The following is a 20856-nucleotide window of genomic DNA, read 5'->3' on the forward strand; positions in this document are numbered from 1 at the left end:
CACTGAGCCATGGGACAGGGCAGGAATTGGGCTTGCTGGCGGGACTGGATGAGCCGGATCGTTGGGGATGACCGCCTGCCGGGGGCTGGTTTGTTAAGTTATGAGAATTTCCTACTATTGAATCATTTAATCGCTATATGGTTATTTATCGTTAACAGAATTTTACGCAGCCTAGGAGCGGGCCACCATGAGCCACGACCTGAGCCACAGTACCCAACCCCTCGCCCCCGGCCACCAGCTCGCCGCACGCCTGCGGGAGGGAACCCAGCAATCCCACACCAGCGCCGAGAACACGGCCTACATGAAGTGCTTTCTGAAGGGCATTGTGGTGCGCGAGGCCTTCCAGAAACTTTTGGCGAATTTGTATTGGGTTTATGATGCCCTGGAAACGGAACTCGATCGCCTGAAAAATCACCCGATCGTTGGACAAATCTACTTTCCAGAGTTGCTACGGCGGGATCAACTCGCCCGCGATCTCGCCTTTTATTACGGGGAAGATTGGCCAACCCAAATTAGCCCTAGCCCAGTCGCGCTCAACTATTTGATGCGAATTCATTGGGCGGCTTCAGAGCAGCCAGAACGGTTAATCGCCCATGCCTATGTGCGCTATTTGGGTGATTTGTCCGGCGGTCAAGGTCTGCGAATGATCGCCCGATCAGCTTTGAATTTGCCAGCCGATCAGGGAACCCGTTTGCATGAATTTGACTCATTGCCAACGCCCGAAGCCAAACGAGATTTCAAGATGCGCTATCGGGATCTTTTGAACGCACTGCCCTTGAATGAATCACAAGTGGCGGGCATCGTTGAAGAGGCGAACCTCGCCTTTAGTTTGAATCGCCAGTTAGTGGAAAGTTTGGAACCGGTGATTCAAGCGGCCGTGAATCCCGCGATTTTTGAAGAAGTGGTTTTGCAGTCTCGTAAGGGCAGCACCGAATTGGTGAGTGTGAGTTAGCGATCACCCGCCATATTCGCCATTCCTCTGCCGTTCACTCGCAATTGCTGGTGAATCTGGTGAATTCTTAGCCAATCAACTGTCCATCCCACAACAACCATTGCTCGGGCGATCGCTCGGTGAATTAATTTATTGATTTTCTGGGCGATCGCTGCTTTCTTTGTCTGTTCGCATTTTGCCTTTTGGTGTTTTTGAATCCCGCCAGGAATTTCACCCATGCAAGTTTTAGATCAAGCTTTAAATTTGGCCTTTGATGCAGATTTGATTCAAAAATATAATTGCTCTTTGCCTCGCTATACCAGCTATCCGCCAGCCACGGAACTTTCGACTCAGTTTCCAGAACAAGACTGGATCCAATCCATTCAGCGTGGCAACGATCGCAAAACGCCCCTTTCCTTATATTGCCACATCCCCTTTTGCGAATCGGCTTGCTATTTTTGTGGTTGCAACACGGTCATTACTCAACACAAGGCCGTCACAGAAACCTATTTGGATTATCTGCAACGTCACATTGAGCAAGTCTCAAGGTATTTATCAGATGACCGACTGGTCAATCAGATGCATTGGGGAGGCGGCACTCCGAATTATTTATCGATCGAGCAGGTGCAGCATCTCTGGAAAATTCTGCACCAACATTTTCAATTCACTGACGATGCAGAACTGTCGATCGAGGTGAATCCGCGACCGCTCACGGAAAGCTATGTTTCGGCCTTGCGATCGCTCGGCTTCAATCGCATTAGCTTTGGCATTCAAGACTTCAATCCTGTTGTTCAAGAAGCCATTAATCGCATCCAGCCAGAAGAAATGCTCTTCCAAGCGATGGATTGGATGCGGGCGGCTGAGTTTGAAAGCATCAATGTCGATTTGATTTATGGGTTGCCTTTCCAGGATCTCAACACCTTCCGAGAAACGCTGCATAAAACCCTAGCCCTGAATCCCGATCGAATTGCAGTGTTTAACTTTGCCTATGTGCCTTGGATGAAACCAATTCAGCGGCGGATTCCCTACGATGCATTGCCATCGGCGGAAGAAAAACTAGACATTTTACAGATGACGATCGCCACCCTCACGGAAGCGGGCTACACCTTCATTGGCATGGATCACTTTGCAAAACCCGATGATGAATTGGCGATCGCCCAGCGCCAGGGCCAGCTTCACCGCAACTTCCAAGGCTATACAACACAGCCCGATTCTGATCTGATTGGGTTTGGCATGACTTCTATCGGAATGCTGAATGATGTTTATACCCAAAATCAAAAGCGTCTGCGGGATTATTACCGAGCTATTGACTATCAAACGCTCCCGATCGAGCGTGGGGTGACCTTAGACGCTGATGATATTTTGCGGCGTTCAATCATCATGGAACTGATGTGTCAATTCCAGGTCGATCGGGATGCGCTGGCCCAAAAATATGGGCTGTCCTTTAAGCACAGTTTGGAAGCCCATTTTCCGCAGGAATATTTGGATTTACGGAATCTGGAAGCCGATGGTCTGTTAACCCTGATGCCCAACCGGATCACCATCACCCCGATCGGTCGCCTGTTAGTGCGCAATATTGCTTCTGTGTTCGATCGCTATCTGCGTGCCCAGACCTATAACGGTTTCTCAAAGGCAGTTTAGAGAACGAATGAAGGGGATCAGCCTGGCGATTATTTTGAAGTGATCCCAAGCTGTAGAGACAAGGGGCTTAAGCCCCTTGTTTTTGTTGAGCATTATTTTTAGGGAATGATCTTCGCTTGCTCTGAAAGGAAGCTCCAGTTTTTTGGTAAGTCGAGTTATGCAAAGCCCAACTTAGCCACCACGAACTTTACTATAACGTCTCATTGTCGATAGTTTTATAGTCCGCAATGACCTCACAGAAGCTGTCTAGTAAATTATTGATAAAATAAGTTGCACACAGGGTTAGGTGTGGAGTAATCTGCCGACAGAGTCAAGTTGGAAATCAAGTTTGGTATATTTCTGACAACCTGGATTTTGTGATAAGCAATCCTAGTTGTTCTGAGGTGCTGTCGCTTACGCCGTGCGTATTTAGTCTTCCCTGCTCACCCCCTTGGAGAAGTCCTATGAACGTTCGATCGCCCATCGCCCTCTCGTTAGCGGCCACCTTAGCGGCTGGCAGCGTTGCTTTAATGCCCAGTCCTGCCCAGAGTCAACCTGCTCCCGGCCAGCGGGGCTTCTGGTGTCATACGTCGGGAGGCGCACCAACAACCATGTACCAAAATGCCCAAGGAAATCGTGAGCCTTGGATTCAGTGGGTCTCTAATGTCTTTCGCAGTGCAGGATATGATCCTTTGACGCGCTGCCAAGAGGTGAGTGGTCGCCTGGAAACCTACCGCCAAAACCGTCAGTTGAAGTATTTGACGGTGGGAGTCATGAACGGTCAGCCGGTGGTTTGTACTGCAAGTCAAGTGAATGGTCGCTGTGAGAATTTGGTCTTCACGCTAAAACCAGGGCAAAATGCGGTGCGGACGCTGAATAATTTGTTGGCTTGGCGGGAAGGTCAGGCTGCCACGCCTTCCCTGCGCGAAACAGATCCAAGTTATACGCCCTACATTGACGTGAGTGCTCGTTTGGGCGAAGACGGCCCAGCTAACCCGGCCACGGCTCCGTCTCGTTCTCAGCCGAGTTATGCTGCGCCGAGTGGTCAGCCTGCGGCTCCGGCAAGTCCGGGTGAAATGCGGGAGCTGTAGGTGGATGCCAAGGCTGTTGGGCTGGGGCTGGCCTAGAACACGATCGCCCTTGGGCGCTCTACCGCAAGTCATGGGTATAGCAGCGTTGTTATTGGGCGGCGGCTTAGGCTGGAATCTCACACCTATAGCGACCGCTACCGTCTCGTCTGGGTCATATCCAGCACCGCTTTCAGGTCAGCCTCGGCTCTCGGAACAGTCGATCATCTTTCGTGACATTCCCCGTCAGGTCAGTGGGGTTGCCCGATCAACCGTCGTTCGTTTGATGTCGTCTGATCGGGCAGGTTCGGGGACGTTAGTGGGGCGATCGGGTCGGGACTACTGGGTACTGACCAATTGGCACGTGGTGGCAGAGGGGCGATTTATGACGGTGTTGGCTCCCGATGGTCAGCGCTACCGGGTTCTGAGCCGTCAGCGTTTGGGCGAGAACGATTTGGCCTTAGTGGGGTTTCGTGCCTCAACTAGCTACCCTCTGGCGATTTTGAGCGAGGAGCGGGTGCAAGTGGGAGATCCAGTCTTTGCGGTTGGCTATGCCATGTACGATCGCAGAACCTATGAGCCAACACTTAATCAAGGTTTGCGTCCGTTTCGGCTGTTGTCTGGTTGGGTCTCGCTGATTTTGCCAAAGCCCATGCCAGAGGGCTACCAGTTGGGCTATACCAGTCCGGTGGAAGTGGGGATGAGCGGCGGCCCCGTGCTGGATCGTTGGGGGGCTGTGGTGGGGGTGAATGGCCGATCAATGGGTCGTGAAGCGGACTTTGGGGTATACACGTTTGCGGACGGAACCGATCCAGATCCAGAGTTGTTAATTACCATGGAGCGATCAAGTTGGGGCATCCCCATTACACGTCGCTTAATAGCAATCTTTTCTTTGAGCTTGGAACGTTAGGAGACTGGGAACCATGTGGCAGGATCGTTTTTCGGGTTGGTCAGGGTTGGCGGCCGCACCGGCTGCTTTGGTGGTGATGGCGGCAGCTCAACCTGTTCAGGCAGCGAGCGCCCGTGATGTGGCCAAGGTTGCGGTTCCCACGACAGTTCAAATTGTGAATGTTTTGGAGCCAAGTTCGAGTGGCTCGGGGGCCATTATTAGCCAGGATGGGGAAACCTATTTTGTCTTGACGGCGGATCATGTGGTGCAGAATCCGAACACGGCCTACCAAATTGTCACTTCAAAGAAAGTGACCTATGAGGTGAAGGAGGTAAAGCGGTTTCGGCAAGGCGAGACGGGAACGGATCTAGCGATCGTGACGTTTGAGACGAAGGATGAGTTGTCGATCGCGCCGTTGGCCAATTCAGATGAGACGGGGATTGGTTCGGGGGTCTATGTGTCAGGCTATGCTGCGCCGTCGCAGGGGCAAACGGAGGCGGAGTATGCTTTTACGAATGGTGTGGTGAACAATGTGCGGACGAGTGACCCGGAGGGCTATAACCTTCGTTATGACGCGGTGACGCGGAAGGGGATGAGTGGTGGACCGGTGTTTGATGTGAGTGGGCGGATTGTGGGGGTGCATGGCCGGGGTGAGGGGGATGGTGCGGTGTCGGTGGAGTCGGGCGGTGTGCAGGGGCAGGTTTCGCTGAAGACGGGGTTTAACAATGCGATTCCGGTGAATGTGTTTTTGGCGCGGGCGGAAGAGATGGGTGTGAAGAAGGAACAGTTATCGGTGGATGACAAGCCGCCTGCGAATGAGGATGCGGATGAGGTGAAGCCGGGGGAAGCGAAGGGTTGGTTTAATGAATTTGCGAGCAATTTGATTCGTGGTTTGGGTGAACGCCTTCTGCGGCGTTTGTTGCCTTGGTAGGGTGTTGGGAAGGGGTTTGATGGGTTGTGAATGATTAGGGAACTGGGGTTAAAGAAATGATCAAGCGTTTTTACTTGGGGCTGTTGGCGTTACTGGGTTTTGCGGTGGCGTTTTTGGCGAATTTCTTTGGCCCTGGGGCTTGGGGACAGCGGGTTGTGGCGGCGGCGCTGTGTGGTGTTTTGTCGTATGATTCGGCGGCTTGTCAGGTCAATTTGCCTTTGCTCTCGAATCAGGCTGTTGCGCTCGATAGTTCTTCTGTTTTACTTGCGAGAACAAACGAATTTGATGACCCATCGCCTTCTGGCCCCAACCCCCAAGCCCCTGCTTTCCCAAATGACCCTGGGCCAAACTTTCCGGTGCGCCCAGAATTTAGCTCTCCCAACAGCCCTCCCCCTAACCCAACAATCGATAATCGTATTGGGCCTGATGCTTGGGAAGGTTTTGATAACAATCGGCCCGGCAATACTTCAAGTTCTCCTTTGCCAGGAACTTCTCTTATTTCTGATAAATGTGATTTTTCGACGATTGGACAACGCCCACAAGATCAAAAATGCTACCAAGGTACTGGCAATCAATGCGTAGGAGCGGGGAACAGTTTTATGGGCTGGACGATTTTGGCCTTAACTGATTCACAGCCCAAGTATGACTGGGAAAGTTGTATGGTTCATGTGCGAGTCTCACCAGGTAGTATGGCACATGATAGATGTTGCTTAGATTATCCCAGTGGATTTGCATGTAGTGGCTATGCTCCTGGCCAAGACTTGTCACGCATCAATCCGTTTTCAACTGAAGCTACAATGCCTTGCTCTGCTGAATGGGATCAGGCCCGAGCAGACACCTTGGATCACCGTGGTTCATGGGTTCCCTTTGGTCCGTACTACAACGCTGCTAATCAAGCAGCTAACGAAGCTGCAAACGCTATTAACTCTGGAGGAGATCCAAAAATCACAAAGTTTTACTGTGAAAATGGATCTACCTCATGTCAAGCCAACATTGGAGAATCTATTAAACTCATAATTGAATATGAGAGTCCCAGCAGCTATGACTTAAAATGGACTGTGTATGGATATACAATCGGTAGTCCTGAAGCAAATGGTGTAGTGTCTAATCCTGCTCCAACAGGAAAAATTGAAGCACCTGTCAAATGTGTATGTACTGGGAGTGGTAGTCAATGCTCTTCTACCACCACTTCTAGAATGACTGCATCTTTGTCGCGCAATTCTAGTAACGCAGGGAGGAGTTCACAAGCATCACTGGAGCTAACCTGTAGTCCAGGTGCAGGTCAAATCATTGACAATATCATTCGAGATGAAGTAATTCCCCGGTTGAATCTCCCAAGATTGCCTTTTTAAGGTTGGTTCTTCGTTGGCATCTCATCACTTGTCTCGCTTTTATCTCACTTTTGGGTCTATGCTATGCGCCCCCTCCGTCTAGCAATTCTTGCTTTAATTGGTTTCTTCTCAGCGTTCCTGGGTAACTTTTTTGCACCCGGAGCTTGGGGACAGCGGGTTGTGGCGGCGGCGCTGTGTGGTGTTGTGTCGTATGATTCGGCGGCTTGTCAGGTTTGCTGATGGCGATTCCATCGTTCCCAGGCAGAGCGTGGGAATATGTTTCAGACGCTCTGCGTCCTGTTAACTTTCCCATACCCACGGGACGCAGAACATCCCTCCACCATTCCCACGCGGAGCATGGGAACGATATGCAAGGTTTTTACTTAGGATCGTGCTAGTTGATCTCCACCTAGCTGCCAAAATGCCATGCAGAACCGCCTATCACCCGTCTTAAACCCCGATCGCCAAGCGTGTTTCAGTCCCCATTCTTTGCCTTCTTTTCTGGCACTTAAGCAACTTATAATGAGCGCCCCCATGCCCAACCCATCACCTCCCCAACCAAACGGATAAGCCGTTGCCAACTTTGGCTGAATTTTGGGCTGGGTTTGCTGACGGCGATCGCCCCTGGCCTGGCCCCGATGCCCACCCTAGCCCAAGACATATAGGCTGAACCGGTAACTTTCCCTAACGCTGACAAATCAAGCCAGCGGCCATCAAGCTAGACAGGGCCTGTTCCACTTCCGGGCGTGTGTATCGAGAGCAGGCGGAAATGGTGGCGGAGCTGATGGCGGTGGAGTTGTGGGCCAGCATTTGCACCAGGGCCAAAATTTCTCGTTCCACTTCAGTCAAAGTGTACTGAATGCGTTTACCCATGCGAACTTCAGTCATGACGACAACTCCAACCTGTGTGATGCAACCAAAAATCATTTCACCGAGCCGCGAAATTCACCCCATGTGCATCGGGGTTAGCAATTGTCGCGACTGGTTCGTCTAAAGAATCGTGGTTTTCAGATGGTTTTGCGGCGATCGCCATCCGTAGCCAGTTGTGAAATTGCCCTAGGCGAGATGCGATCGAGTGGGGGTGAGTGGTGCGATCGCGATCGCAAGCCAATTGCTTTCCGGTTGCCCTGGCCCGATCGCTCCCCCAAGATTGCGCCAAAAGATTGCCCCATCAGCTTTCCTGACAAGGGTTGATCAACAGTACAATCGCAATCAACCGAGGTTCCTCAACAGCTACGGCAACCCAATTCAGCCGAGTTCTGTTGATCTGGTTGGGAAAATCAGGACACCTTGGGAACCGACGGGTTGCGTTTGCACAATTTTTGGAATCTGGCTGCGTGATTGATTCATCTCCTAACTCACCCTTGCTCCCGAATTCGGCAGAAACCAGCGCTCCTGAAGGGCTGCTCGAGCCGACTGTGGTTACGGATCCCGATCGGCTCGATCGCGCCCTGCTGCAAGGGGCCCACGCCTGGGAGGCCTCCCGTGGGGAGCTGGCCCTGCTTTGTGTGCCGGGGATGATCGATTTGCATGTGCGGCGGCTGGAGATGTTGGCCGCCGTGTTGGGCTATCCCTTTTCACCGGAGGAAATGGCACGGGTGCGAGCCACGGTGACCCAAAACGTGCAGGAAGGGTTTGCGGCTTCTCCCTATTCGCAACTGCTGGTGCGCTATTCGCCAGCTCCGCCTCCCCATCGGGGTCTGGTTTGGGACATCCGACCGGTGGCTATTTCTTACAGCGATCGCGCCAAATTGTTTTTGCAATATCGCCCGCCTAAGGATAGTGATCGCTATCCCGATGCCAAGGTGTTGGATTTGGCGGCGGCCCTCAGGGCCCAAGCCCCCGCCGCCACAATTCCGGTGTTGGATGTGGGAGCCGGGACGGGGCGCAACGCGATCGCCCTGGCCCAACAAGGCCACCTGGTGGATGCGATCGAGTTCACCCCCGAAATGCTCGACACCATTCGCCAACTGGCTAAGGATGCGGGTGTGGCGATCGACCTGATTGAGCAAGATATTCGCGATCCTGCCTTTACCCCCAAGCCCGATCGCTACGGTCTGATTGTTCTGACCGGTGTGGTGCAATATTTCAGCGATCCGGCCCAACTGGCGCATCTGTTGGCCAAGCTGACTCCGGCGTTGCGGCCCGGCGGGAAAATTGTGATGGATTGCTTTGTCACCACCGATGGCTATGACCCCACGCCGCTGGCGCGGCAACTATCCTACGTGACTGATAGTTTTCTGTTGCAGCCAACGGAGCTAACCCGAGCGATCGCCTCGTTGCCCCTGCGGGTGGTGTCCGATGAGCCGGCCTTGGCCTATGAGCGGGAACACTTGCCCCCGGAAGCCTTGGCGGCCCGAGAGTGGTTGGATCCCTGGGCCACGGGCGATCGACTCTTCCCCCTGGGAGATCAACAACGGCCCCCAGTTTCTCTGCGATGGCTGGTGTATGAACGGGTCACGCCCTAGCGCTTTCGTTGGAAATTGCTCGATTTTCAGCGTTTCTGGCTTGTCTGACGGTTGATTTGAACTCAGAGATAACTCAGAAATATTGTCCTAGATATTGTCCTATGCCTGCAACCAATCCCAATTCCCCCGGTTCTCAACCAACACCCGATCGCCCCACTTGGAGCAGCCAGGCCCTGAGCCGTTGTTTACCGACACCGGAATGGATGTTGAGTATGGCCGTCTTGCCCGTTTTGACTGGTTTTGTGGGGATTCGGATGTTGGCAACGGCAACGGCAGAATTAGGAGAATTAGCGGAAGAAATCTTTCGGGGCGATCGGTTGCCCTTGCTGAATATTCCCCAACCCCAATCCAATGAAACCTCAATGGTTGAACAGTAATTGTCCTTCGTCGGTCGTGCGACGATCGGGCTATTGGATCACTCCTAACTTGGTTGCCAAAACACCATGCCCAATCGCCTAGCCCCCCTCTTAAACCCCGATCGTCGATATACCTTTTCCGACTACTTCGACCTCAATATTTCTACCCGCGAGCTGGTTGAATATTTTGGTTGTTCCTACCATCTTCAGCCCCTCAATCTCCCCCGCTGGCCGCAATCCAGCGGTGCGACTGCGACGCAAACCCTCCGGCCGAGTGATGGCGTAAGCCTGACGGAGCAATCTCGCCTCCGTGCCACCTATACTCAAAAACTGCCCTTCATTTCGTTGACTTCGGAAACGGCCAAACGAGAATTTTATATTGCACCCCTGTTGTTGGAATTACTCGACTACGCCCCGATCGAAATTGAAGTGGAATATAGCCTCAATGGTGGTGAAAACCTCAGTGGAACCGTAGACTATTGCCTCAAGGCAGCGGATCAAATGCTGATTATTGAAGCGAAAAAGGGCGATTTAGAGCGCGGTTTTAACCAATTAGCCGTTGAATTAATTGCCTTAGATCGGGCGATCGCCCCTGGCCAACCCTGGTTATACGGAGCCGTGACGATCGGGAATGTTTGGGTTTTTGGCCAACTCGATCGCGCTAGCCAAGCGATTTATAAAGACCTGAATGCCTATACAATTCCTGGAAATCTAGACGACCTGATCGCCATTTTGCTGGGTATTCTTCAGGCTAAGTCGTGACATTTTAGAGGATCTCTGAAAAGCCTAAATGGCTAACCTTTCAGATCTTGCAAGCCAGCAAAGACAAGGGGCTTAGGTTCCGTGCCCCAGTCGTCGTAACAAGGAGCTTGAGCATCTTGCTCCCCACGATCCACTAACAGCAGATCTAGGGTTTTGGGCTAAATGATGATTATTGCTTGACCTGTGCCAAAAAATGCTTTTCAGACCTCTTCTAAGTCAAGACTCCAAAATAGATCCATCAACAATCAAAAAAGGGAGGCAGAATATAACATCCTGCCTCCCGCATGATTCAAAAAACTACTAGCAAAGACTAGCTACAGAACATTGCAAGATCGAGTAGCTAGCTGAAGCCTTGGGAAACTACTTCCACTTGCGGGCAACCAGTTCTGCCAAGTCCACAACGCGCTGGCTATAGCCCCACTCGTTGTCATACCAAGCGATGACCTTCACCATGTCGCCGCCCAGCACCAAGGTCAGGCTAGCATCCACGATCGAGGAAGCATCGGTTCCCTTGTAGTCCGACGAAACCAAGGGCAGATCGCTGTATTCCAAAATGCCCTTCAGGCCGTTTTCAGCAGCGGCCTTCAGCACTTCGTTCACCTGCTCGGCGATCGTGCTCTTTTCCACTTGGGCCACAAAGTCCACCACCGAAACGTTCGGGGTCGGCACGCGCATGGCGATCCCGTTCAGTTTGCCCTTCATTTCCGGCAACACCAGGGCCACAGCCTTGGCAGCACCCGTGGAGGTGGGCACAATGTTCATGGCCGCAGCACGGGCCCGACGCACATCCCGGTGGCTGGCATCCAGCAACCGTTGGTCGCCAGTGTAGCTGTGGGTGGTGGTCATGGTGCCTTTGATGATGCCAAAGTTCTCATGCAACACCTTCACCACGGGAGCCAAGCAGTTGGTGGTGCAGCTCGCGTTACTAACGATGTTGAATTTGTCGTGGTCGTAGTCGCTGTCGTTCACGCCCATCACGAACGTGCCAACACCGTCACCCTTGCCCGGAGCGGTGATCAGGACTTTCTTAGCACCGGCTTGGATGTGCTTAGAAGCGCCTTCTTCGCTAACAAATACGCCTGTCGATTCAATGATCAGGTCAATGCCCCACTCGGCCCAGGGCAACTTGAGCGGATCCCGATCGGACACGCATTTGATCGTTTTGCCGTTGACGGTAATGGAATTTTCGTCAGCCTGAATGTCGGCATTTAGCTTGCCGAGCATCGTGTCGTACTTGAGCAAATGGGCATTCGTCTTGGGGTCGGACGTATCGTTAATGCCCACCAGTTCGAGCTGGCTATCTTGGCGGGTCAACCAGCATCTTAAGAAGTTACGACCGATTCGGCCAAAACCGTTAATGGCGACTCTAATCACTATGCTATGCCCTCGCGTGCTTTAGGGTGTATTAAGGAAATAGTTGACGTTTTTCCCACATTTTCGGAGCGGGATTGCCAGCCCTAATTCAGCAACCACTGAAGTTGCTCAACTAGACCACGGGTTGACGCTTCGTCGGCGGCACGCTGGCGAACCAGGCTGGCGCTGACCTCTGCGTCTGTTTCGAGTCTCGGACTGCCCGCCCGCGACTTGAAGGCGTTGATTGTACCCAAAATCATATGTTACAGGCTAACTGCACGATCTGATTCTGGGAACTGAGGCGGGGTTGATCGGGTCGATCGATCCCCCCAAAACAGAGGGCGAGCACACGAAAAGCTGCCCCAAGCGATCGCCTGACAAGTGCCAAGCCATCATGCCAGCAATGTGCCCACATTTAACCATCGATCCCGGCCCAATCCCAAACTAATCGCAACGGATTTTGCAGAATTTTTGCGGGGATCATGATCGCTGGTTGCTGTTTGGCCTCGAAGTGAGTGATGGCCGCTGGGAATGAGACCCGGTGGGGCGATCGCAAAACACTGGGTTTGGGCTTGGTTAAGGTCTGATGGAGGTCTGCTGGAGGCTTGGCTAAGACCCCTCAAACACCCTTCTGGGTCGATCAGGCCAATTGGGCTGTTCCCCATCAAAATGGGTCAAATTCGCAAGAAATTCGTCAGATTTCAGGCCGCAATCGTTCGCCGAAACCCACAGCCCAGGCTGGTTTCAGGAGGATCAACGCTTCTCTGCGGCAATTTGACCGTTGCTGATATGATATGGCGTGATTGTTGGTGTGGTGTTTTGAGGAGCGGCAATGCCGAATCTTGTGGATTTTAGCGGAAGGCCTTTCCACTTTATTGGCATCGGTGGCATCGGCATGTCGGCTCTCGCGTATATTCTGGTCAAGCAGAAGATCCCCGTTTCTGGATCGGACGCGCGATCGAGCCATATTACCCAACGCCTGGAACAACTAGGTGCTCAGATCTTTTGGCAACAATCCGCAACGAACTTTGATGCCTTTCGTTCCGGTGTGCCTTTTGCAACTCCTCCCGCGCTGGCCTCGGATGTTCCCCTGGCGGCAACGGCCCTAGCCACGGTTCCCGAGACCGAAGCGCACTCCACCGCACCGCAAGCCCTGCCGCAGGTTGTCTGTTCAACGGCGATTCAGGCAGAAAACCCGGAATATCAAGCGGCTGTGGAGCTGGGTTGTCCAATTTTGCATCGTTCAGACCTGCTGGCGGCGTTGATCAGCCGATCGCGGGGGATCGCCGTTGCCGGAACCCACGGCAAAACCACCACCAGCAGCCTGATTGGTTACATGCTGCTCCAGGCAGGCATTGATCCCACCATCATTGTGGGCGGCGAGGTGGGCGCTTGGGAGGGCAATGCACGCTTAGGTCAGGGCCCTTACCTGGTGGCGGAGGCGGATGAGTCCGATGGCTCACTGATTAAGCTTTCTGCGGAACTCGGCGTTATCACCAACATTGAACTCGACCACCCCGATCACTACCAGTCGCTTGATGGGGTGGTCGAAATCTTTGAGCAGTTTACCCACAATTGCCAACGCTGGGTGGGGTGTTTGGACTGTCCCACGCTGCGCGATCGCCTCAAACCCGATATTTCCTACAGCCTTGATCCTGATCGCGTGGCCGATTACACCGTGCTGAACCCCCAATATACGGCCCAGGGTGTGACAGCCACAGTGCTAGAACGTGGGGAGGTGCTCGGGGAAATCCAACTGCAACTGATGGGCCAACACAATCTCAGCAATGCCCTGGCTGCCGTGGCCGTGGGTCGGGACTTGGGGTTGGACTTTGCCCAAATTGCCGAAGGATTGGCGGGCTTTCAGGGGGCCCAGCGTCGCTTCGAGCATCGGGGCACCGAGGGGGGAATCGCCCTGTATGACGACTACGCACACCATCCGAGCGAAATTCGCGCCACCTTGGCCGCGGCTCGCCAACGGTTGAGCGCCCAAGCAGGGCAATCGCGAGTAGTGGCAATTTTTCAGCCCCACCGCTACAGTCGCACCCAAACCTTTCTTGAGGAGTTTGCCCAATCATTTCAGGATGCAGATTTAGTGGCCATTGCGGATATTTATGCCGCTGGTGAGAAACAGGTTCCAGGACTCAGCGGCCAAACCTTGGCCGATCGGGTGGCGGCCTACCATCCCGAAGTGTCCTATTGCGGCTCGCTCGACAACACACACCAATTTCTGTCTGCGGCTCTTCAACCGGGTGACCTGGCCCTCTTTTTGGGTGCGGGAAATCTCAATCAAATCGTGCCTTCGGTGCTGAAGGATTTGGCAGCCCGGGCCGATCGGGCCACAGATGATTGCAAAACCAGCAGCGCTCTCTAATCTGCGGGTGCATTGCCCGATCGGGTGCTGTTGCTACTTCGCTGACTGAACCGTTTTGAATCGACCTTTAGAGTTTGGATGCGCTCCATCGCATTCCAGTTCTCTATATCTAGGCTCATCTAGGCTCTGGAGCTTGATTTTGAATTTCGATTCTGGATCTTGATTTTGGATCTTGATTCTGGATTTCGATTTTGGATCTGGGTTGCGGGTCTTGGTTGCAGCTCCTAGTTCCCTGGTTCGGTTCCGCCTCTCGGCTTCCTTGCACCAGTTCACTGCATCCTCCCTAGTTGCAGTTTCTAATCGCAATTCGCAATTCGTTTGTTGCAATCCCTTGTCGCAATCTGTTTGTTGCAATTTTGAACCTATGGTGACTCAACTGCACTCACCCGCCACAAAGACGGGTAGCCTGATTCAGTCCAATGTCTCCCTAGCGCGGTTTACCTCTTTTCGGGTTGGGGGGCCAGCCGAATGGTATGCCGCTCCCAAAACCCTTGATGATTTATACGAGTGCTTTGAGTGGGCCGATCGCAATAGTGTTCCCGTGACCCTTTTGGGGGCGGGATCCAACCTTTTGATCAGCGATCGGGGCATTTCGGGTTTAACCATCGGCACACGCTATCTACGGCGGATTCAGATCGATCGAGAAAACGCCAGGATCACGGCCGGCGCTGGCGTATCCATGGCTGCCTTGGCCTGGAAAGCGGCCTATCTGGGCTGGGGCGGTCTGGAATGGTCGGTGGGCATTCCCGGCAGCATCGGCGGCAGCATCGTCATGAACGCTGGGGCCCATGGCAGCGAAATTCGTGACGTGTTGTTGCAAGCCACCGTTTTGGCTCCCCAAACGGGTCAAATCCAACACCGATCGGCAGCGGATTTGGGCTACAGCTATCGCACTTCCAGCCTGCAAGGAGACAGCCAACTGGTCACGGAAGCCACCTTCCAACTCCAGCCCGGCCACGACTCCCTAGCCCTGCAAGCCCAAACTCGCGAGCACCTGGAGCGCCGCCACGCTACCCAGCCCTACCATCTGCCCAGTTGCGGCAGCGTGTTCCGCAATCCGGAACCCCGTAAGGCCGGCTGGCTGATTGAGCAGTCGGGCTTGAAGGGGCATCGCATTGGGGGCGCGGAAGTGGCCCAAATGCACGCGAACTTCATCTTGAACCGCGATAACGCCACAGCTGCGGACATTTTTAATCTGATTGATTGTGTCCGAAATGAGGTGTACAGCCGTTGGGATGTGCTTCTGGAGCCGGAGGTGCGGATGTTGGGGCCATTTTGCGCCGTTTAACGCTGTCTGGTACTGCTTTTCACTGGCCAGCACCGCCCCAGCGCCCTTGAGTGGGTGTTGACGCGATCGCCTGTTGCGGGGCTTCGCGCCACGGGGCCAAGGCTTGATCGATCAGTGTTGAATCGGCATTCGATCGGCTCTTGAGCGGCGTTTGATCGGTGTGATCAATTCAACCAAAGCCAGCGCCCCTAGGCAGCAACGGGCATGATTCCCGCCCCGTCAACCCATTAACTCAGCCTCTGTCAGGATGCATCACCCCATGATTCCATGCGATCGCCGCTATGCCCTGGTGCATGAATGGTTAACTCCGCTGGCCACGGGGGGGTCTGAGTTGGTGGTGCGGGAAATGGTGACCCAGCTCGATCGCTGGTTGCCGGAACCGGTGGCTTTGCACGCGCTGATCGATTTCGAGTCTAGCAATTCTGAAAGTTACTTGTATGGCCGAGCGATCGGCCATACCTTTTTGCAGCGCTTTCCGGGAGCCATTCGTGGAGTGCAGCGCTATTTACCCCTTTGGCCCTTGGCGATCGAGCAATTAGACCTGCGAGCCTATGACATCATTCTGTCCTCTTCCCATGCGGTGGCGAAGGGGGTGCTGGTGGCGGCCCATCAGTTGCATGTTTGCTATTGCCATGCGCCCATGCGCTATGCCTGGGACTTGACCCATGATTATTTGGCGGGCAGTCGATCGGGTCGTGGCCCGATCGGCTGGCTCACCCGCTATTTGCTGCATCGGTTGCGGTTGTGGGATGTGCTGGCGGCGAATCGGGTCGATTTTTTTGCGGCCAACTCCCGCACCACGGCCAATCGAATTTGGCGCTGCTATCGACGGCGGGCGGAGGTGATTTACCCGCCGGTACAGGTCGATCGATTCCCCCTGCAAACCACCAAGGATGACTATTACCTCTGCGTTACCAGGCTAGTGCCCTACAAGCGGGTGGACTTGATTGTGGAGGCGTTCAATCAGTTGGGATTGCCCCTGATGGTGATTGGGGGCGGGCCAATGCTGGAATCCTTGCGCGAACAGGCTGGGGCCAACGTGCAACTGTTGGGCGAGCAGCCGGACGCAGTGGTGGCCCAAGCCATGGCCCAGGCCCGGGCCTTTGTCTATGCGGCGTTTGAAGATTTTGGGATTGCGCCCGTGGAAGCCCAGGCCTGCGGTACGCCCGTAATTGCCTTTGCTCAGGGGGGAACCGGCGAAACGGTGCGCGACTGTCGCCAGGATCCCAAAACGGGCACGGGGCTGCTGTTTGAGCAACAAACCAGCGAGGCGATCGCGGCGGCGGTGACGGCCTTTGAAGACTATCGATCGCGCCTGAGTGCTGAGGCGATTCACCGCCATGCCCAGTCCTTCAGTCCCGATGTGTTTCGCGATCGTTACTTTGGGTTTGTGAACTGGTGTTGGCAGGAGTTTCAGCGCGATCGACAGACCCCAACTGAGTTTTTCCGTTAACATCCGCGCAACTCAACCCGCCTAAGCCCTACAGTGAATAGTGATGAATCGTGGATCCTACCGAGCCAATGGTAGGATGGAGTATCAATTCTCCGATATCTCGATCGACTTACGGGGCATTCAATCCCCCCCTTATTTGCCACTGCTGGACTCATGGCCAAATCTGCTAGCTCGCCGGTTGCTGCACCCACCGAAACTCGTCTCTCGAAAGTTGAAGGACTCAAAGAACGAAGCAACTTTCTCCGGGAACCCGTTGCGTCGGAACTGTTGCTGGACACCAATTATTTTTCCAATGATGCGATTCAAATCCTGAAATTCCACGGCTCCTATCAACAGGTCGATCGAGACCTGCAAAAGCCGGGCCAGGAGAAGCCCTATCAGATGATGTTGCGCACCCGCAGTCCGGGAGGGTTCATCCCGCCGCAACTATACCTGACGCTCGATCGCCTGGCCAGTGAATATGGCAACGAAACCCTGCGCGCCACAACCCGTCAGGGCTTTCAGTTGCACGGGATTCTGAAAAAGAACCTGAAAGCCACGATCGCCGCGATCGTCAACAGCATGGGGTCAACCCTCGGCGCTTGCGGCGACCTGAACCGCAACGTGATGGCCCCACCAGCGCCCTACAAAAACCGCCCCGAGTATCAACTGGCGCTGGCCTATGCCAACAACATTGCGGACTTGCTCACGCCGCAAACGGGGGCCTACTACGAAATTTGGCTGGATGGGGAAAAGGCCATTTCCGCCGAAGAAGACCCGGCCGTGAAGGCGGCCCGCCAAAGCAACGGCTCCACGCCCATGCGCCTGGACACGGAAGAGCCGGTCTATGGCGCAACCTACATGCCCCGCAAGTTCAAATGCGCGGTGACGGTTCCGGGAGACAACTCCGTGGATCTGTTTTCCCAGGACTTGAGCTTGGTGGTGATCACCAATGAGCAAGGGGAGTTGGAAGGGTTCAATGTCTATGCCGGTGGCGGTTTGGGCCGTACCCACAACAAGGAAGAAACCTTCGCCCGCATTGCCGACGAAATTGGCTTTGTGGCGGCGGCGGATGTCTATGGACTGGTGAAGGCGATCGTGGCGGTGCAACGGGACTATGGCGATCGCTTCGATCGTCGTCACTCCCGGATGAAGTACCTGCTGCATGATTGGGGGGTGGCCAAGTTCCGCGACCATGTGGAAGATTACTTGGGCAAAAAGCTGGAACCAGCGCGCCCCCTGCCCGCTTGGCGCTATGAGGACTTCTTGGGCTGGCACGAACAGGGCGATGGCCATTTGTTCTTGGGCCTGTCGATCCAAAATGGGCGGGTGCGTGACCAGGGTGATTTCAAGCTGCGATCGGCTCTGCGGCAAATTGTGGAACGGTTCCAGTTGCCAATGCTGCTGACTCCCCATCAGAACGTGCTGTTCTATGACATCAAGCCGGGCGATCGAGCCGCCATTGAAAAAATCCTGACCGACTGCGGGGTTTGGGCGATCGAGCAAATTGATCCCCTGGAGCGGCTGGCGATGGCTTGCCCGGCCATGCCCACCTGCGGCTTGGCGATCACCGAATCGGAGCGGGCCCTGCCGGGCTTTGTGGAGCGCATTCGATCGCTGATGGAGCGCTTGGGCTTGGGTGATGAATCCTTCGTGATTCGGATGACCGGTTGCCCCAACGGTTGTGCTCGGCCCTACATGGCTGAGTTGGGTTTTGTGGGCAGCGCGCCCAATGCCTACCAAGTCTGGCTCGGGGGTTCTCCTAGCCAAACCCGCTTGGCCCAAACGTTTACGGAACGGATGAAGGATACGGATCTGGAATCGTTCCTGGAACCGATTTTGGTTTACTTCAAGCGATCGCGCGAACCGGGCGAAAGCTTTGGCGATTTCTGCCATCGGGTCGGGTTTGATACGCTGCGGCACTTTATGCAGGCCTATCGCCCGATCGATGCCAAGGCGGAGAAGGACGGCCAGCGAGCCAGCAACGGCAGCGCTGCTCCCCGCCATCGCATTGGCATTCGCGATGAGCTGTACAAGTCGGTGCAGGCCCTGGCTGCCGATCGGGGACAGTCGGCCACTGCGCTGATCAATGAGGCGATCGCCGCTTACCTGAATCAGCAGTCCAACTAGCTGTCGATCTCTAGCTAATCTCCAGCCGATCTCGATCCGATCCCGATCGGCTGGATTCAGCAAGCCTCAACAAGCCTCAATCGATCGGTTGTTGAGCCGTGCGGATCCCTAGCGGGTTGATGGTGCTTGAGAAGTCGCTGAAGGTGCGCGATCGGGCTGGGGCAATCCCTGGCTCGATCGCGCACAAATTTTAGATAGCCCCGCTTGATATTCACAGCGAAACGCTCGCTGACACCAAGTGGCCATATTCACCTGCTCTAAACGCCCCACCTGTTGGCATTGGGGACTATTCCACTGGCTGCCGATCGCCCAAGCGCCCGCACGCCCCACATCCAAAACGGTTTTCAGCGGGTTTTCTTGATTAGCAGGCACACCCGTTTCCGGCACGGTCACCACATCAACCCAAATACCGTGACTGCCCAGAATGAGCCGAGCCATGGCCCCGGCTCGCCATTGGTGGGAACCGGAAGTCATCAAAATCACCCGTTTTGCACCCCAACGCTGCAAGATCGGCAGACTCCAATAACAGTTCCCAAACGTGGATTGGGCGCATTGCTCCAGCCAAACGCGATCGCCCTTCACACCAGCGCGATCGAACAACGCCTTGACACAGGGAGGCTTGGAACCCCCGGAAATCAGCACCCGCTGTTGGGGATGGGCCGCCGCCCACTGAACCGCCGCCATTTCGCGCCGAATGCTGCCCCCCAAGACCCACAGCACTTCCGGCGGGCCCGAAGCCGCCACCATCAACCGTCCGCCCCACCACAGGCCCCCCAAGGCCAGCAGACCAGCGGTCATCAGCCCAATTTTTCGATGAAATGGCTGCATAGGGTGATTGAGGGGAATCTAATGATTGAGGCGACTGAGGCGACTGAAACGATGAACTGATTAACACTCGATTCAACGCGCAGCGACACCGGGCGGCGGCAAAAACTGCGATCGACCATTGGGCAGCCGTGGGCCCCGCTTGGCTCCCATGGCTAACAATTCCTGTTCAGCCCGCTGAATCACTAGGCGATCGACTGCCGCTTGATACACCTCATTCCAGGAGTAAAACCGCACCGCTAACGTGTTGGGATCCCGGCGCAAAAAGTCCGCTGTTTCTTGGAAAAACGGAGCCACCCGCCGATATTTTGAAGTCATGGCTGCCCAGCGACCCGCCATTTCCAGGGAAGCCACGGTGGCCGGAATGTCATTCAGCAACAGGTATTGATCAAACGCCTTGAAGCGCCAAACCCAAAAGGCATCGGGTTGGTGCTTGGGATCCAGCACATCGGTCATGCGGGTCATGAGGGCCACGGATTTTTCCGGCTTGCCCGCATAGTACGCCACACCTGCCGAAATGAAAGGAGCCAGCGTGGTGAATCGGGGATCCCGCAGGGTCATCAGCTCAAAGTAATCTTCATTGGCCGTGTAGCCCGTGGCCTGGCGAACTTCCGTGTCTCCGAAATATTGCAAATAGCTTAAAAACGCCCAATTGGCCAGCAAATTATCAAACCCAAGGCTGGGCATTCGGGCCGCCAATTGCAATTGTGTGCGGGTGCGATCCTGAGCCAAAACGGGATCTTCCAATCCCTGGGGAGCGCGTTTGATGGTGGCTTGTTGCAGGAGGACGATTCCCCCGATCGCGATCAGGGCGATCGCCCCATTGGTGAAGTGGCCTAACCATTGCAGCCGCCGGAGCGATCGGCTCAGGGCTGCGGTTGATGTTTCGGTTGATGTTGTTGATGTTGTGGTTGATGCGGGCGAACTGGATAGGGACGATGAAGGGGATGGGGTCGATCGAGCAACCTGGGGGGATGGCGATTCGGGGGGCTGAGTACGTTTCCAAATCATGGTCAACTGCCCGTTAGAGATCCATTCGGGATTGAATGTGGCGATTCGATCGGTGTCTGGAGTCACCCACGGTTCCCGATCGGCGCTC

General features: G+C 54.6%; 18 protein-coding genes. 13 read left to right on the top strand and 5 right to left on the bottom strand.

Translation table 11 applies throughout. The features are described 5' to 3' along the window. The first annotated feature begins 187 nt into the window (after positions 1-187). The 6 genes from AMR42_RS12985 (at position 188) to AMR42_RS19945 (ending at position 6790) form a co-directional block, all read left to right on the top strand. Positions 188-952, top strand: coding sequence for a heme oxygenase (biliverdin-producing) (locus AMR42_RS12985; protein ID WP_099534063.1), 765 nt, complete (start codon positions 188-190; stop codon positions 950-952). A gap of 216 nt (positions 953-1168) precedes the next feature. After that, entirely contained in the window at positions 1169-2572 is a 1404-nt protein-coding gene (gene hemN, locus AMR42_RS12995) for an oxygen-independent coproporphyrinogen III oxidase (RefSeq protein WP_099534066.1), read from the top strand. 443 nt (positions 2573-3015) lie between these two features. Next, entirely contained in the window at positions 3016-3642 is a 627-nt protein-coding gene (locus AMR42_RS13000; RefSeq protein WP_099534068.1) for a COP23 domain-containing protein, read from the top strand. Positions 3643-3904: 262 nt separating this feature from the next. Then, complete coding sequence (locus AMR42_RS13005; RefSeq protein WP_158234472.1) at positions 3905-4528, top strand: serine protease; 624 nt, start codon at positions 3905-3907, stop codon at positions 4526-4528. 13 nt (positions 4529-4541) lie between these two features. Next, the gene (locus AMR42_RS13010) at positions 4542-5438 is read left to right on the top strand and encodes a serine protease (protein WP_099534071.1); all 897 of its coding nucleotides are present in this window, start codon (positions 4542-4544) and stop codon (positions 5436-5438) included. A 56-nt stretch (positions 5439-5494) separates the two neighbouring features. After that, positions 5495-6790, top strand: a complete 1296-nt coding sequence (locus AMR42_RS19945) for a hypothetical protein (protein WP_143473078.1) — start codon at positions 5495-5497, stop codon at positions 6788-6790. Between the two features lie 663 nt (positions 6791-7453). On the opposite strand, the gene AMR42_RS13025 is transcribed toward AMR42_RS19945, so the two are convergent. Both AMR42_RS13025 and AMR42_RS20545 read right to left on the bottom strand, forming a co-directional pair. Then, a complete protein-coding gene (locus AMR42_RS13025; RefSeq protein WP_099534076.1) occupies positions 7454-7657 on the bottom strand; it encodes a hypothetical protein in 204 nt (67 codons plus the stop codon). Between the two features lie 119 nt (positions 7658-7776). Beyond that, positions 7777-7941, bottom strand: coding sequence for a hypothetical protein (locus AMR42_RS20545; protein WP_158234473.1), 165 nt, complete (start codon positions 7939-7941; stop codon positions 7777-7779). A gap of 192 nt (positions 7942-8133) precedes the next feature. Between AMR42_RS20545 and AMR42_RS13030 the strand changes: the two genes are divergently transcribed. The 3 genes from AMR42_RS13030 to AMR42_RS13040 all read left to right on the top strand — a co-directional run bounded on the left by AMR42_RS13030 (position 8134) and on the right by AMR42_RS13040 (position 10355). Further along, a complete protein-coding gene (locus AMR42_RS13030) occupies positions 8134-9237 on the top strand; it encodes a class I SAM-dependent methyltransferase (RefSeq protein WP_099534078.1) in 1104 nt (367 codons plus the stop codon). Between the two features lie 101 nt (positions 9238-9338). Next, positions 9339-9614: a hypothetical protein gene (locus AMR42_RS13035; protein WP_099534080.1), complete on the top strand. Its 276-nt coding sequence runs from the start codon at positions 9339-9341 to the stop codon at positions 9612-9614. 66 nt (positions 9615-9680) lie between these two features. Further along, positions 9681-10355, top strand: a complete 675-nt coding sequence (locus tag AMR42_RS13040) for a hypothetical protein (RefSeq protein WP_099534081.1) — start codon at positions 9681-9683, stop codon at positions 10353-10355. Between the two features lie 360 nt (positions 10356-10715). On the opposite strand, the gene AMR42_RS13045 is transcribed toward AMR42_RS13040, so the two are convergent. Next, positions 10716-11729, bottom strand: a complete 1014-nt coding sequence (locus AMR42_RS13045) for a type I glyceraldehyde-3-phosphate dehydrogenase (RefSeq protein WP_099534083.1) — start codon at positions 11727-11729, stop codon at positions 10716-10718. An 811-nt stretch (positions 11730-12540) separates the two neighbouring features. Here AMR42_RS13045 and murC point away from each other — a divergent pair. The 4 genes from murC to sir all read left to right on the top strand — a co-directional run bounded on the left by murC (position 12541) and on the right by sir (position 18932). Further along, the gene (gene murC / locus AMR42_RS13050) at positions 12541-14082 is read left to right on the top strand and encodes a UDP-N-acetylmuramate--L-alanine ligase (protein WP_099534085.1); all 1542 of its coding nucleotides are present in this window, start codon (positions 12541-12543) and stop codon (positions 14080-14082) included. Between the two features lie 364 nt (positions 14083-14446). Further along, complete coding sequence (gene murB / locus AMR42_RS13055) at positions 14447-15370, top strand: UDP-N-acetylmuramate dehydrogenase (protein WP_099534146.1); 924 nt, start codon at positions 14447-14449, stop codon at positions 15368-15370. A 259-nt stretch (positions 15371-15629) separates the two neighbouring features. Beyond that, a complete protein-coding gene (locus AMR42_RS13060) occupies positions 15630-16823 on the top strand; it encodes a glycosyltransferase (RefSeq protein WP_099534086.1) in 1194 nt (397 codons plus the stop codon). Positions 16824-16976: 153 nt separating this feature from the next. Continuing rightward, on the top strand, positions 16977-18932 hold the full coding sequence (gene sir, locus AMR42_RS13065; protein ID WP_099534088.1) for a sulfite reductase, ferredoxin dependent: 1956 nt from the start codon (positions 16977-16979) through the stop codon (positions 18930-18932). Positions 18933-19040: 108 nt separating this feature from the next. Here sir and AMR42_RS13070 read toward each other — a convergent pair whose 3' ends face one another. Then, entirely contained in the window at positions 19041-19730 is a 690-nt protein-coding gene (locus AMR42_RS13070; RefSeq protein ID WP_158234474.1) for a YdcF family protein, read from the bottom strand. Positions 19731-19832: 102 nt separating this feature from the next. Next, positions 19833-20768 carry a hypothetical protein gene (locus tag AMR42_RS13075; RefSeq protein ID WP_143473079.1) on the bottom strand — a complete coding sequence of 312 codons (936 nt, stop codon included), beginning with the start codon at positions 20766-20768 and terminating at the stop codon, positions 19833-19835. Positions 20769-20856 lie beyond the last annotated feature (88 nt).

Source organism: Limnothrix sp. PR1529, from assembly GCF_002742025.1.
Lineage (GTDB): Bacteria > Cyanobacteriota > Cyanobacteriia > CACIAM-69d > CACIAM-69d > CACIAM-69d.